Source organism: Mammaliicoccus sp. A-M4 (genome assembly GCF_022386955.1).
Taxonomy (GTDB): Bacteria; Bacillota; Bacilli; order Staphylococcales; family Staphylococcaceae; genus Mammaliicoccus; species Mammaliicoccus lentus.
In genome coordinates this window covers 184,523-198,466 of sequence record NZ_JAJNHH010000003.1, presented here as the reverse complement: position 1 = coordinate 198,466, position 13,944 = coordinate 184,523, and the positions used below count along the sequence as shown (strand labels likewise).

Annotated in this window: 12 protein-coding genes, 9 tRNA genes and 1 pseudogene; 20 read left to right on the top strand and 2 right to left on the bottom strand. The window is 31.1% G+C overall.

Going from position 1 to position 13,944, the window contains the following annotated elements; all coding sequences use genetic code 11:
• The first annotated feature begins 26 nt into the window (after window positions 1-26).
• From hemH to menC, 20 genes and pseudogenes are all read left to right on the top strand, one after another.
• Complete coding sequence (gene hemH, locus LQ682_RS04590; RefSeq protein WP_017001051.1) at window positions 27-947, top strand: ferrochelatase; 921 nt, start codon at window positions 27-29, stop codon at window positions 945-947.
• A gap of 32 nt (window positions 948-979) precedes the next feature.
• The gene (gene hemY, locus LQ682_RS04585; RefSeq protein ID WP_103269538.1) at window positions 980-2,374 is read left to right on the top strand and encodes a protoporphyrinogen oxidase; all 1,395 of its coding nucleotides are present in this window, start codon (window positions 980-982) and stop codon (window positions 2,372-2,374) included.
• A 231-nt stretch (window positions 2,375-2,605) separates the two neighbouring features.
• Window positions 2,606-2,680: transfer RNA gene (locus LQ682_RS04580), tRNA-Glu, on the top strand.
• 87 nt (window positions 2,681-2,767) lie between these two features.
• A tRNA-Met gene (locus tag LQ682_RS04575) sits at window positions 2,768-2,841 on the top strand.
• Between the two features lie 18 nt (window positions 2,842-2,859).
• Window positions 2,860-2,935 (top strand) — tRNA-Asp (locus tag LQ682_RS04570).
• 11 nt (window positions 2,936-2,946) lie between these two features.
• Window positions 2,947-3,019, top strand: a tRNA-Phe gene (locus LQ682_RS04565).
• 18 nt (window positions 3,020-3,037) lie between these two features.
• Window positions 3,038-3,113, top strand: a tRNA-His gene (locus LQ682_RS04560).
• Between the two features lie 16 nt (window positions 3,114-3,129).
• A tRNA-Gly gene (locus LQ682_RS04555) sits at window positions 3,130-3,203 on the top strand.
• A gap of 7 nt (window positions 3,204-3,210) precedes the next feature.
• Window positions 3,211-3,285, top strand: a tRNA-Asn gene (locus LQ682_RS04550).
• 3 nt (window positions 3,286-3,288) lie between these two features.
• A tRNA-Glu gene (locus tag LQ682_RS04545) sits at window positions 3,289-3,360 on the top strand.
• A 40-nt stretch (window positions 3,361-3,400) separates the two neighbouring features.
• Window positions 3,401-3,489 (top strand) — tRNA-Ser (locus LQ682_RS04540).
• A gap of 503 nt (window positions 3,490-3,992) precedes the next feature.
• On the top strand, window positions 3,993-4,469 hold the full coding sequence (locus LQ682_RS04535; protein WP_103269539.1) for a trypsin-like serine peptidase: 477 nt from the start codon (window positions 3,993-3,995) through the stop codon (window positions 4,467-4,469).
• Between the two features lie 56 nt (window positions 4,470-4,525).
• Window positions 4,526-4,735: pseudogene (locus LQ682_RS14270) on the top strand (hypothetical protein); the annotation flags it as partial.
• Between the two features lie 262 nt (window positions 4,736-4,997).
• Entirely contained in the window at window positions 4,998-5,486 is a 489-nt protein-coding gene (locus LQ682_RS04530) for a MarR family winged helix-turn-helix transcriptional regulator (protein ID WP_064211352.1), read from the top strand.
• Window positions 5,483-5,890, top strand: a complete 408-nt coding sequence (locus tag LQ682_RS04525) for a VOC family protein (protein WP_103269540.1) — start codon at window positions 5,483-5,485, stop codon at window positions 5,888-5,890. Before LQ682_RS04530 ends, LQ682_RS04525 begins: the two co-directional genes overlap by 4 nt.
• 171 nt (window positions 5,891-6,061) lie before the next feature.
• Window positions 6,062-6,976, top strand: coding sequence for an ABC transporter substrate-binding protein (locus LQ682_RS04520; RefSeq protein WP_082892529.1), 915 nt, complete (start codon window positions 6,062-6,064; stop codon window positions 6,974-6,976).
• Window positions 6,977-8,037: 1,061 nt separating this feature from the next.
• Window positions 8,038-8,880 carry a DegV family protein gene (locus tag LQ682_RS04515; protein WP_017001057.1) on the top strand — a complete coding sequence of 281 codons (843 nt, stop codon included), beginning with the start codon at window positions 8,038-8,040 and terminating at the stop codon, window positions 8,878-8,880.
• A 138-nt stretch (window positions 8,881-9,018) separates the two neighbouring features.
• Entirely contained in the window at window positions 9,019-10,185 is a 1,167-nt protein-coding gene (locus LQ682_RS04510; RefSeq protein ID WP_064205394.1) for an MFS transporter, read from the top strand.
• A gap of 201 nt (window positions 10,186-10,386) precedes the next feature.
• Complete coding sequence (gene menE, locus LQ682_RS04505; RefSeq protein WP_103269541.1) at window positions 10,387-11,790, top strand: o-succinylbenzoate--CoA ligase; 1,404 nt, start codon at window positions 10,387-10,389, stop codon at window positions 11,788-11,790.
• The gene (gene menC / locus LQ682_RS04500; protein ID WP_103269542.1) at window positions 11,777-12,790 is read left to right on the top strand and encodes an o-succinylbenzoate synthase; all 1,014 of its coding nucleotides are present in this window, start codon (window positions 11,777-11,779) and stop codon (window positions 12,788-12,790) included. Before menE ends, menC begins: the two co-directional genes overlap by 14 nt.
• 61 nt (window positions 12,791-12,851) lie before the next feature.
• On the opposite strand, the gene yidD is transcribed toward menC, so the two are convergent.
• Window positions 12,852-13,082: a membrane protein insertion efficiency factor YidD gene (gene yidD / locus LQ682_RS04495; protein ID WP_064205391.1), complete on the bottom strand. Its 231-nt coding sequence runs from the start codon at window positions 13,080-13,082 to the stop codon at window positions 12,852-12,854.
• 10 nt (window positions 13,083-13,092) lie between these two features.
• Window positions 13,093-13,878: a hypothetical protein gene (locus LQ682_RS04490; protein WP_103269543.1), complete on the bottom strand. Its 786-nt coding sequence runs from the start codon at window positions 13,876-13,878 to the stop codon at window positions 13,093-13,095.
• Window positions 13,879-13,944 lie beyond the last annotated feature (66 nt).

Here is a 13,944-nt window from a genome sequence, read left to right as displayed (position 1 = left end):
TAATTTTATTAGAGGGAGTAAGGAAAATGAGTAAAAAAATAGGATTATTAGTTATGGCATACGGTACACCTTATGAAGAAAGTGATATCGTGCCTTATTACACACATATTAGACGTGGGCGCAAACCTTCAGATGAACAAATTGAAGATTTGAAAAGCCGTTACAAAGCAATTGGTGGTATTTCACCTTTAGCGGGTACAACTAAAAAGCAAGCTGAAAGTTTACAAGGAGCTTTAAATGAAAATTATAAAGATGTAGAATTCCAACTTTATATCGGCCTAAAACATATCAATCCTTTCATTGAAGATGCAGTTGAACAAATGAATAAAGATGGAATTGATGAGGCTGTTACAATCGTATTGGCTCCACATTATTCAAACTTCTCAGTAGGTAGCTATAATAAACGTGCTCAAGAAGAAGCGGATAAATATGGTATTAAACTACATCATGTTGAACAATTTTATAATGAACCAGCATTTATTGAATATTGGACTACAATGATTAACGATACGTTACAAATGATTCCTAAAGAAAGTCATGATGAAACTGTACTTATCGTTTCAGCGCATAGTTTACCGGAAAAAATTAAAAAAGCTAATGATCCTTATCCAGATCAACTAGAAGAAACAGCTCGTATTTTAGCTGAAGAATCAGATATTAAACATGTTTCAGTAGGTTGGCAATCTGAAGGACAGACAGGTGAACCTTGGTTAGGACCAGATGTTCAAGATTTAACACGTGATTTATATAATGAAAAAGGTTATAAGCACTTTATATATACGCCAGTAGGATTTGTATGTGAACATTTAGAAGTTTTATATGATAATGACTATGAATGTAAAGTAGTATGTGATGAATTAGGCGTAAATTATCATAGACCGCCTATGCCGAATATCGATCCAAAATTCATTGAGGCTATGGTTTCCGCAATAAATAAAAAATTCTAATTCGATTCTCGAAGAAGAAAGAAGTGTGAAATATGTCAAAACGAATTGCAATAATTGGGGCAGGGATAACTGGGTTATCTGCTGCCCATTATTTAAGAAAAGAAGATTCAGATTTAAAAATAGATGTTTATGAACAATCAGATAGAGTTGGCGGTAAAATTAAAACTTACCGTAAAGATGGATATACAATAGAATTAGGACCAGAATCATATCTCGGTAGAAAAACTATTATGACAGAACTAGCAGAAGAAATAGGGATTGCTGATGATTTAGTAACAAACAAAACAGGTCAATCTTATATATACAGTCATAACAAGCTATATCCTATACCAGGTGGTTCTATTATGGGTATTCCTACAGAAATAAAACCATTTTTAAAAACCCAATTAATATCTCCACTCGCTAAAGCTAGAGCTGGGTTAGATTATTTCTTGCCAGTTAAACCAATGCATACTGATATATCAATAGGTCACTTTTTTAGACACCGACTAGGAAATGAAGTACTTGAAAATTTAATTGAACCGTTAATGTCTGGAATTTACGGTGCAGACATTGATAAATTAAGTTTGAAAACTACTTTCCCACATTTTAAAGAGCAAGAAGAACAAGAAGGTAGTCTCATCAAAGGTATGATTGCACAAAAAGCAAAAAATAAAGCGAATCAAAATGTTACTGTAAAACCTAAAGGGCAGTTCAAACAATTCAAACATGGTTTGGAATCTTTCGTTAATACATTAAAAGATAACCTTGAAGATAGAAATGTAAAAATAAATTTAAATTCAGAAGTTCAAAATGTTAAACAAAAAGGCAAAAAAACAGTTGTCACAGTTAATGGTAAAAATCATCATTATGATGGTGTCATTGTAACAACGCCACACCAACATTTTGTGAAGTGGTTCCAAGATGATATAGAATTAGATTATTTCAATTATATGCCTTCTACAAGTGTTGCTACAGTTGTGATGGCTTTTGATAAAGAACAAGTACTTAATGATAAAGATGGCACTGGTTTTGTAATAGCTAGAACGAGCGATACTGCTATAACTGCGTGCACATGGACTAATAAAAAATGGCCACATACGACGCCTGAAGGCAAAGTATTACTAAGAGGTTATGTAGGTAAGCCTGGGTCAAATATTATTCATCATAAAGATGAAGAACAACTTAAACAAGTAGCACTAAATGATTTAAATAAAATTATGACGATTAAAGGTGAACCTGAATTCTTCATTGTAACGAAATTACCTAATAGTATGCCGCAATATGAAGTAGGGCATATTGATCGTATTCGTCATATTCAAAAACATATTGAAGATAATTATAACAATTTAATTCTTACAGGAGCATCATTTGATGCGGTAGGTTTACCAGATTGTGTTCAAATGGCGAAAAATGCAAGTGATAAAATGATAAATTATTTAAATTAATTAAGGATTTATATTTAAAGATAAGGCTATATTTTTATGTAATTCACATTATAATTTTTAGCTTTATCTTTAAAAAATCTTTAAAAAATCTTTAAAAATCAAGTCTATTTTTCCCTTTAGTGAAAATTGTATCGAAGATGTTAAAAGTACTTGTTTTTTATTAAAGAAAGTAAAGAAATAGCATTGACCTTTTCTATATTTCTATATATAATAAAGTAGTTCTCATGGAGAGGCCCCTTGGTCAAGCGGTTAAGACACCGCCCTTTCACGGCGGTAACACGGGTTCGAGTCCCGTAGGGGTCACCATTTTAAATAAAATAATTTTAATATTTTCTTGACATAGTATTAATAATTGTGTTATATTAAAAGGGTAGCCGATTTATTTAATATTAAAGCGGGATGGAGCAGTTCGGTAGCTCGTCGGGCTCATAACCCGAAGGTCGGTGGTTCAAATCCGCCTCCCGCAATTACTTTTTTTCAATGATGGTCCCGTGGTGTAGCGGTTAACATGCCTGCCTGTCACGCAGGAGATCGCGGGTTCGATTCCCGTCGGGACCGCCATTTATAAATTTGGCTCAGTAGCTCAGTCGGTAGAGCAAAGGACTGAAAATCCTTGTGTCGGCGGTTCGATTCCGTCCTGAGCCATACTTTTTTACAAGTATGGCGATTGTGGCGAAGTGGTTAACGCATCGGATTGTGGTTCCGACATTCGTGGGTTCGATTCCCATCAGTCGCCCCATATAAATTTTTACTACGCGGGTGTAGTTTAGTGGTAAAACCTCAGCCTTCCAAGCTGATGATGTCGGTTCGATTCCGATCACCCGCTCCATTATTATTCCACAGTAGCTCAGTGGTAGAGCTATCGGCTGTTAACCGATCGGTCGTAGGTTCGAATCCTACCTGTGGAGCCATAAGGCCCCTTGGTCAAGCGGTTAAGACACCGCCCTTTCACGGCGGTAACACGGGTTCGAGTCCCGTAGGGGTCATATAATCAGAGGTGAAATATCGCTTCTGATTTTTTTATGTGGAGAGTTGTCCGAGTTGGCCGAAGGAGCACGCCTGGAAAGTGTGTAGGCGTCACAAGCGTCTCGAGGGTTCGAATCCCTCACTCTCCGTTTGTACCTTAATTATCAACAACTCCAAGACGTTGATATTACTAGCTTTCTTCATTATTTGAAGGAAATTTATAAAGAGCAAGTGTCAAAAAAGTGTCAAGAGAATAATTCTCTGACACGTTGACCTTGCTCTTTTTTTGTTCATGAAATAAACGATAGTGAATATCGAGGGGATTGAAATATTAGAACCTCTTAATTTTTTACTGATGAATTTAACTGGAATAGATTTATTTAATAATATGAACTGTTTTATTACGTTTTTTATACTTTATTAAAAAAAGTTAATGGAGTTCTTTTCTATAAACTATATATTTACAATATTTTTAAGACACTGCAATGTTAATAAGGTAACATTGTGGTGTTTTTTGTATATTTTAAAATTTATTAGAATTTTAACTTGAAATATATGGAATATTTATTGAAAATTTAGTATGATAAAATTCAGTATATAATAATGTTTGCATATCAAAAATTATACATCAAAAGAGAGAGAAGGAGAAAAAATGAAAAAAACATTATTTTTGAGCACTATAATTACAATGCTACTTGCTTCAGGCTTTATGTCTGGACAAGCAAAAGCAGAACTTAATTTAGTATCACCAGTCAATCAATCTGTAACAAAATTAAATATAGATTTTGGAAACTATAATGGGGAGATAGAGAAAGTTAAGCATACGGGTTGTACAGGGACTGTTATTTCTAAAGATACAGTTTTAACAGCGTCTCATTGTCTCTATAAACATGACATCGCTGGCAAGGCTACTAAAGTAAAAATAACGCCTGGTCAAAATAAAGATGAAAAACCGTATGGTGTATTTGAATCAAAAGACATCATCATACATGAAGGTTGGTTAGATCAAAATACTCGCTGGAGTTATGATATTGCGTTAATAAAGGTAAAACCTAATAAAAATAATCAACATATAGGTGATGTTGTTCCTCCAGTGTCTATGGAGACGAAAGATTCAAATAAAAAGTAGGCACACAAGTTTCTTCTGTAGGATATCCAGGCTTTAAAGAAGAAGAAGAAGGTGTAAGTCAATGGGGAGATGTAGGTAAAATAATAGGGTCTTCAAAATACTTCGTTGAGACGGATTTAGAAACTTATCCTGGACAATCAGGAGGTCCGCTGCTTAATAAAGATGGACACACATTAGGTGTTTTAAGTGGGCCAAGAGAAGGAAAAATTACATACATATCGATAAACGATGAAATATATAATTGGATTAAAGCAAATATGAATTAATGCAACATATTGTTATATACTGAACTAAAATTACTATAGTTAATACATTTTAGGGGATATTCAATATTCATTGATAACTATCTTTTAAGATATTTCATACTTAAAGATCTTACTTAGTTAACGCTAGGTAAGGTCTTTTTTACTTTTTAAATAATTTTAGAAAGTGGTGTGTAAACAGAATTCATTGCAATATAAAATCACACGTGTTAAGTTAGTTAGACAACAAAGTATCTTGATTATCAAGATAAAAGGAGGTGCACTTTTGAAAGAAAATAATAAAGATGAAATAACTAATTCTGATGAAGAATTAGTTTCTCTGGTGAGAGGTTTAGGAACACGCATTGTATTATATCAACAACGTGTTTCTGAATTATTGAAAGTTTACAGTCATGACTTTACTTCGATAGATTTATTACGAGAGACTGGGCCTATCACAGCAGGCGAGTTGGCTAATAAAGTAGGATTAACAACTGGAAGTGTTACTTCATTAGTAGATAGATTAGAAAAAGTAGGCTACGTGAGAAGAGAAAGGCATCCTGAAGATCGCCGTAAAGTTATTATCGTTCCACAATATGAACAAAAAGTTGAAGTTCAAGAGGTTTTTTCAGATTTAAATAAGAATTTGCTAGGATTAAGCTCTAACTATAATGAACAAGAATTAGAAACAATTAAAAGTTTTTTAGGAGGATTTACAGAGTTATTAGAAACTCAAATTCAGAATTCAAAAGAAGAGAAAGAGGTAAAAAAATGAAACTTAATCATATAAATATAGCAGTTAAAGATGTTGTGACGACAAAGGAATTTTTAGAAAAATATTTTGGTTTAAAATGTATTGCTTCCGCTGGAAATATGTTTGCAGCATTAAATGACGATGATGGTTTATTATTCAATTTAATAAAAGATGAAAATGCAAGTTATCCAGATACGTTCCATATAGGCTTTCCACAGGAAGATGAAGAAAGTGTAGACAGAATATATGAGACACTCAAAGAAGACGGTTTTGAAGTGTGGGAACCAGCTTTAGCACATGGTTCATATACATTTTACTTTAAGTCACCAGGAGAATTTACAATTGAAATATACACTCAAGCAGAAGAAAAAACAAAAACAGTAGTACATCCATATTTTGATGATTATTCAAACAAAGATAAATAATATACTTTATTTTAATATTTAAAACCCTGTACATTAGGGTTTCTTTTTTTACTTTTATAAATTATTTAGTTAATCAAAATATGAATAATATATCTTTTTTACAATTTTATATTGTAGAATTCTAAATTAATAGTATAATTGATAAAGATTCTCAATAAAGGAGTGTAAAAATTGAAAAGATATTTATTTTTATTTATGGCATGTTTAGTATTCTTGTTAGCTGCGTGTGGCAATAATGATAGTAAAGATTCCAAAGATAGTAGTGATAGTAAGGAAGTTACATATACTGACCAAGATGGTAATAAAATTAAGGTTCCTAATAAACCTAAAAGAATTGTAGATTTAACTGCTAGTTATGGTAATTTTAAAAAATTAGGTGTTGAACCTATAGCAATTACTAATGTATATCCTGATTCAAAGTTCTTAAAACAAGATGATATTAAAAAGGTAGATCCTGAAGATCCTGAAGCTGTTGCTAAATTGAAGCCTGATTTAATTATTGCATATGCTGAGAATAAAAATATAAATAAATTGAAAAAAATAGCACCAACTGTATCGTTTAGAGTTAAGGATTTAACTTATAAAGATATGCATGAAGATATTGGCAAGTTAGTTGGTAAAGAAGATGATGCAAAACAACAGATTAAAGATTTAGATAAGAAAATGAAAGATGATGGTAAGGAAGTTAAAGAGAAACTAGGGGAAGATAATACTTATACGATTATGGATATCCAACCTAAACTTATGTATTTGTTCGGCCCTGGATTTGGTAGAGGTAGTGATGTCATATATAATGGTTATGGCTTGAAACAAGATTCAGATGCTAAGAAAGATATTCCTAAGGAAAGATACATGGAAGTTTCACAAGAAGATTTCCAAAAGTACACTGGCGATTACCTATTAGTGCCGACTCAAGATGGCAAAGCTCCTAATAATGCATTTACTAAGAGTAACGTTTGGAAAAATACTGACGCAATTAAAAATGACCATGTCATTTATTACTCAATTAATGAATTCTTGTATTCAGATCCTATTTCTTTAGAAAAACAATCTGATTTCTTTAAGAAAGAACTTTTAAATAAATAATGAATAAAAAGTCTGGGACATAAATCCTAACTCAAAATAACATCTCATTTCACTGTTTATTCAGTTAGAAATGAGATGTTATTTTTATATAATCTTCCATTTTGTTCGTGCAGGCTTGACTTAATAGAAATAAATATAAGAAAAAGAGCTATGGACATAAAACCTTAGCTCTTTTTTTGGATTGATCAAAAAGCAAGAGTTGATATTGTTGTTGGATTAAGCGTTATATAAATCCAAGTAGTGGCTCCTTATTAGATTTAGTACCTCATTAATCCAATTAACCATACTCTTATTGGATTTACTCCTACAGTAATCCAAGTACACACACCTTTATTGGACTTTCTGCTTCATTAATCCAACTACACATACTTTTATTGGATTTACTCCTACAATAATCCAAGTACACATACTTTATTGGATTTACTCCAACAATAATCCAAGTACACATATTCTTATTGGATTAACGATGACAATAATCCAATTAACCATACTTTTATTGGATTTTCTACCTCATTAATCCAACTACACACGTTTTTATTGGATTTACTCCTACAATAATCCAAGTACCCACACCTTTATTGGATTTTCTGCTTCATTAATACAACTACACACACTCTTATTGGATTTACCCCGTCATTAATCCAACTAATAATAGTATTTTAGGTTTTTTAGGACATTTATGACTAAGGCTCGTTTGTTATATTGGCAGTAGCTGACCGGATTGAAAATGTGCTTATACAAAGCTTTTTATAATTCTAGTCATCCTTGTCGAGGTGGGACTATGAAATCTTTAAAAAAGAATTATGCACCTCTCTCTTTATATATTAATATAATTAATAATTTTTAATGAAATTGTAAAAATAGGTGTTATTCGATTAATATAATTATAAAAGATATATTGATATTATAAAATGTATTTTATTGTATAATCATAAAAATTTATGGCATACATTTTTAATTGTTAATTTATAGGTTTTGTGGTAAAAATGAAGATGAGATAGTGGGATATACCATTAACTTAAATAAACAGCGTGATAGTGATGCGTTTTTTTGGAGGAAGTATGAAATTAGCTTGGTTAATAGATACTACAACTTATATTGATGATAATGTTGATAGCAAAGATGTGTTTGTTGTTTCTTTATCAACAATTATCGATGGAAAACCATATAAAGATACGGAATTTGAAAGTTCAAATGTATTTTTTGAAATGTTAAAAGAAAATGGGAATGGTGCAAAAACTGCTCAACCAACGCCACAAGATTTTATTGAAACATACCAACATATTCAAGAAGAAGGTTATACGCATGTTATAGCAATACATCCTTCTAGCGCTTTATCTGGTACTTATAATTCTTCGTTATCTACTGCACAGACATTCCCGATGGAAATACATGTAATCGATAGCGGCACGGGAAGTTTTCCACAGAAAGATTTATTAGAACAGGGTAGAAAACTTGCTGAAGACGGGTGTTCATTTGATGAAATTGTTAATCAATTAGAATCTTATAAAGACTCAAGTGAACTATATTTATTGCCTAGAAATTTACAGCAGTTAAAAAATAGTGGTCGCGTAACAAATAGTAAATATTTATTAAGTAGTTTATTGAATATTAAACTTTTATTGAAACTTGAACATGGGAAAATCGATTTAGAAGTTAAGTCTCGAGGTATGAAGAAGATAGAAGCTTATTTAGTGCGTCATATTGATGAAGCAATCGCTAAAGGTGTTGAAAGAATTGGTGTATTGCATGCTGGTAATGAAAAAGAAGCACATATTTGGAAAGAGCGTATACTTACATTGAATAGAAATATTCAAGTATCAGTTGAACCTCTTGTACCAGTGGCAAGTGTACACACGGGATATGAAACAATAGCAATTGGATGGATTAACACAAACAAGTAAATAAATATTTTAAAAGTTGAGAATATTTTCTCAACTTTTTTATTTTGAGAAATATTAAATATACTCTTGTTTTAATTTTGTAAAAGTACTATCATAGATAAATCTGATTAAAATAATATGATTAAGGAGTGACTATAAATGAAAAAATATCCTTTAGCGATTTGGATATTAAGTTTAGGAGCTTTTGCAATTGGTATGACAGAGTTTGTAATTATGGGACTTTTACCAAACATTGCGAGAGACTTAAATGTTTCTGTATCTGATGCGGGTCAACTTATTACAGGGTATGCTCTGAGTGTAGCAATAGGTGGACCAATTATCGTACTAGCAACTTATAAATTACCTAGAAAGAACTTGCTTATTTTATTAATGGCTATATTTATAATAGGTAATGGTATTGGTAGTTTCGCCCCTAACTATGGTTCACTTATGATTAGTAGGGTTATAGCTGCTTTAGCTCATGGGTCATTCTTTGGAATAGGATCATTATTCGCAGCAAATATGGTAGCACCTCATAAAAGAGCAAGTGCTATGGCTTTAATGTTTATGGGATTAACATTAAGTAATATTATCGGTGTACCATTCGGGACATTTATTGGTCAATTATTAGGCTGGAAAATGACATTTGTTGTTATAAGTGTTTTAGGCTTATTTACACTTATAGGGATTATCAAATATGTTCCAAATCAAGAAGAAACACAACCAATTTCGATTAAGAATGAATTGAATGTGTTAAAAGATTTAAAATTATGGCTAACTTTAGGTGTGACACTATTTGGATTTAGTAGTGTATTTGCTTACTTCACTTACATTTCACAAATATTGATTAATGTTTCTAATATTGAAGAACGTTGGATATCATTTGTTTTAATTATCTTTGGTGTAGGGGTTACATTAGGTAATATTATTGGTGGAAGATTGGCAGATTGGAACTTAAACAAAGCCTTACAAATTATATTCGTTATATTTCCTATCTATATATTCTTAATGTATTACATTCAAAACTATAGCGTGCTAATGGTAGTAGGAATATTTGTATTTGGTTTGATTGGATTTAGTATGAGTCCGTCATTACAATTTAAGAGTACAATTGTCTCTCAAGATGCTCCGATGCTAGCAAGTACGTTAAACCAATCAGCGTTTAATATCGGGAATGCATTAGGTGCAGCTATTGGTGGTGTAGTTGTGAGCCAATTAGGAACAGAAAATTTAGCATTAGTTGCGCCGTTCCTAACAATTATTGGTTTAATATTCTTAATATTAGAGCAAGCATTATCTAAAAAAAGAGCTTTAAAAACTGCATAATTTTTTATTGGGAGTCTAGGACATAAATAATTGTCCCAGACTTTCTTTTTGTATTGGCAGTAGTTGACAGAGATACTATGTTGCACGTGGGGCTTGTCATGCAACATTCATGTTTTTATCCATACATATTTAAGCTTTTTTTATGTGTTACCACTAATTTATAGGTATAATATATATTGTTGTAAGGAGGTCAAATAACAAATGAGACATTGGATTGAGGAACGTGTAATTAAAACACCTCATAAAATAGCGATTCAGCAAGGAGAAAACATTTTAACTTATAAAGAATTATTAAAAGATGCAAAAAAATATGCGCAATTTTTGAATGAGTTAAATCTTGAAAGATTAGCTTTATATATTAAAAATGATATCCATCATGCTGCACTTATTATAGGTGCATGGTTGGAAAATGTTGAGCTTGTTATGATCAATACGAAATTAACTGCTAAAGAAATTGAAAACCAATTAAACTGCATAGATGTTCAAACAATTTTAAGTTATCAAGATTTAAAAATAAATCAAAAAGTAATCAATATAAATGATATTGAAGGGCGAAACGAAGTATATGAAATTAAGCCATTTAATATAAATAAAATTGCCACAATTATGTTCACTTCTGGCACAACAGGACCTGCTAAAGCTGTTCCTCAAACATTTAACAATCATTATTATAGTGCACTTGGTTGTAAAGAAAGCTTAGGTTTTGGTGAATCAACTCGGTGGCTTTCAGTGTTACCTATTTATCATATATCAGGCCTAAGTGTATTGATTAGAAGTTTAATCTTTGGTTTTACGATAATCATTGAACCGAAATTTGAGACAAATCGTGTAATGAATCTTATAAAAAACAATAATATAACTCATATATCACTCGTACCTCAAACTTTGCAATGGTTAATGGAATCAAATTTAGACCAACCATACAATTTAGAAAAAATATTATTAGGAGGGGCAAAATTATCTCCTTCACTTATTAAAGAGTCTTTAAGTAGATTGTTACCTATATATAATTCATTTGGTATGACAGAAACGTGTTCTCAATTCGTTACAGCAAGTCCTGATATGTTGAAAGAGGAACCAGAAACTGTAGGAAAAGTACCTTCAAATGTTAAGTTGAAAATTATAAATAGTAATGATCAAGGCCACGGGGAAGTAGCTGTATTGGGTGAAAATGTAATGAATGGTTATTTAACATCTAATAATCCTGAAGAAGATTTTATAAATGGATATTTTAAAACGGGGGATATTGGTTCTATTAATGACGAAGGATTTATTTTTATTTATGATCGGAGAAAAGATTTAATCATAAGTGGTGGCGAAAATATATATCCATTTGAAATTGAACATGTTGTGTTAAACCATATAGACATCATTAATTGTGTAGCCGTTCCGGTAGAAGATGAAAAATGGGGGCAAGTTCCTGCACTTGTATATGAATCATCTAAACAAATTAAAGATGTGGAATTGATCAACTTGTTAAATAATCATTTAGCCAAGTATAAACATCCTAAACATTTTTATAAAATTAAAGAAATTCCAAGAACTTCGACGGGCAAGTTATCTAGACATAAAGTAAAGGCGTGGGTAGATTATGTTAGGAAATGAAATGAACTTTTATACGTTTACTGCTGAATTTAAGATTCCCATTAAAACGCCTTTAATTGAACTTGATAGTAGGGAAGTATTAGTAGTTGAATGGAAAGATTATGAAGGAAATACTTTTTACGGTGAATGTAATGCTTTTTCTACTAATTGGTACCATTACGAGACGATACAATCTGTTCAAAATATTTTAACCATATGGTATGAAAATAATAAATACAACCAACTTGATAGTTATGATAAAGCTAGTTTATCATTAGAGTCTTTAAACGACTATCCCAATGCAAGAAGCGTCATGTCTATGATATTCTTTCAAAAATTTCATAAGTTACAAGAGATAGAAGTAGATTATGGTGCAACAATTAGTGGGAACCTTCAAGAATATTTTAAAAGCTACAACGGTCGATTGCCATCGCGCATCAAAGTAAAATGGAATGATAATATAAAAGAGGATATGAAATATTTGAAGATGAATTATCCTGAAGTTAAAAGAGCAATCGATGCGAATGGTGTTTTAAATACAGATATTATAAAAGTGCTAAATAGTTTTTATGATGAAAATTTTATTTATATAGAACAACCATTTAAAGAACTTAAACAATACAAAGAAGTAACTAATAAATTAGAAATACCTGTTTTTATTGATGAGTCTGCTACAAGTTTAGAAATGATACAAAAGTTTCGAGAATCAAACGTAATTGATGGTGTTGTTATTAAACCATCAAGAGTAGGTGGAATAGACAAAGCTTTAGAAATTATACAATATTGTAAAGAAAATCAATTGAAAGTCGTTATAGGTGGTATGTATGAATTTGGTTTAAGTAGTTATTTCACAGCATATTTGGCACAATATAGTGATTTACCAAGTGATATAACGCCAAGTGATTATTATTTTGAAGATGACTTTGTCTATACATCTTCAAAGTTAATAAATCAAAGCTTGTTATATTCACCGCCTGTTGTTATATATAATAAATTAAAAAAAATTAAGTCTGAGATGTAGAAAGGTCTCAGACTTAATTAGTATTTTTACAGCAGCTAACTGGACTTATAATATATAAATATTAATGTTTATGGTCTTTTTTAGGTGGTACTGGATCAAAACCGCCTGGGTGAAATGGATGGCACTTTAGTATTCTTTTAATAGCCAACCAAGTTCCTTTGAGAACGCCGTATTCGGAAATTGCTTCTATAGCGTAATTAGAACATGTCGGATGAAAGCGACATGTTGGAGGCGTAAGAGGCGAAATATATCTTTGATATAATCGAATTAGCTTAATAAATAATTTTTTCATTGCTAAGCTCCTATTTATATTGATTGTTTGTTAAATTTTTATATGGCTTCACATCTGTGCTGTTAAATTTATAGAAATCTGTCGTTTGTTTCATGTGGATTTTAATATTCTCATTTTTAATTTTTCCAGTAGCTTCTATGTCAAATGTAAGCTGTTTAGGCAAGCTTTTATTCTTTTGGAATGATAATTTAAAGTTACCTTTTTTAATTTTTAAATCACTTATATTACTTAATGAATTTTGGTCAATTAAAGGTGATTGGCTATAACCAAAATCATATAAGTATTTCATAACTTTACCTGTACCTTCGTAAGACAATGTTCTATCTTCTAAATTGATATCATCTTCAATAGGTTTTAGTAAACTTTGGTTAAATGTTGTTAAATCAAACCAATCTTGACCAAGTTTTTGATAATAATCAACTTCTGCATTTTGTGTATGATAATTTAAGTAATTAGATTTAGGTGAAGATTTGAGTTTGTTTGAGTCAACATATATACTTTTGTTCATCGTTTTAAATGCTTTACTATTACTTTCTTGTTCGATATTGAAAGCTAGCTTATCGTGGTGATTAGTACGACCGTGCGATTCTTGATTCAATTTTACCTTTTTATCTTGATAATCAACCGTCGTTACATTTTTAGAATGAATTGAATGAGTATCAATTTTCTTAATGTTTTTCTGGAAAGATTCAATAGCATCTGAGCTATCTTTATAATTATTTTGACCTTGTTGACTACAACTTGCTAGAATAAGAGTAATTGTCATAACAAGGGTTGTAAAAATTAACTTTTTCAATAGTTTCTACCTTTCTAATAAAATATATATACAGTTTATCATAATCAATGAAAGAGGTCGTGTATC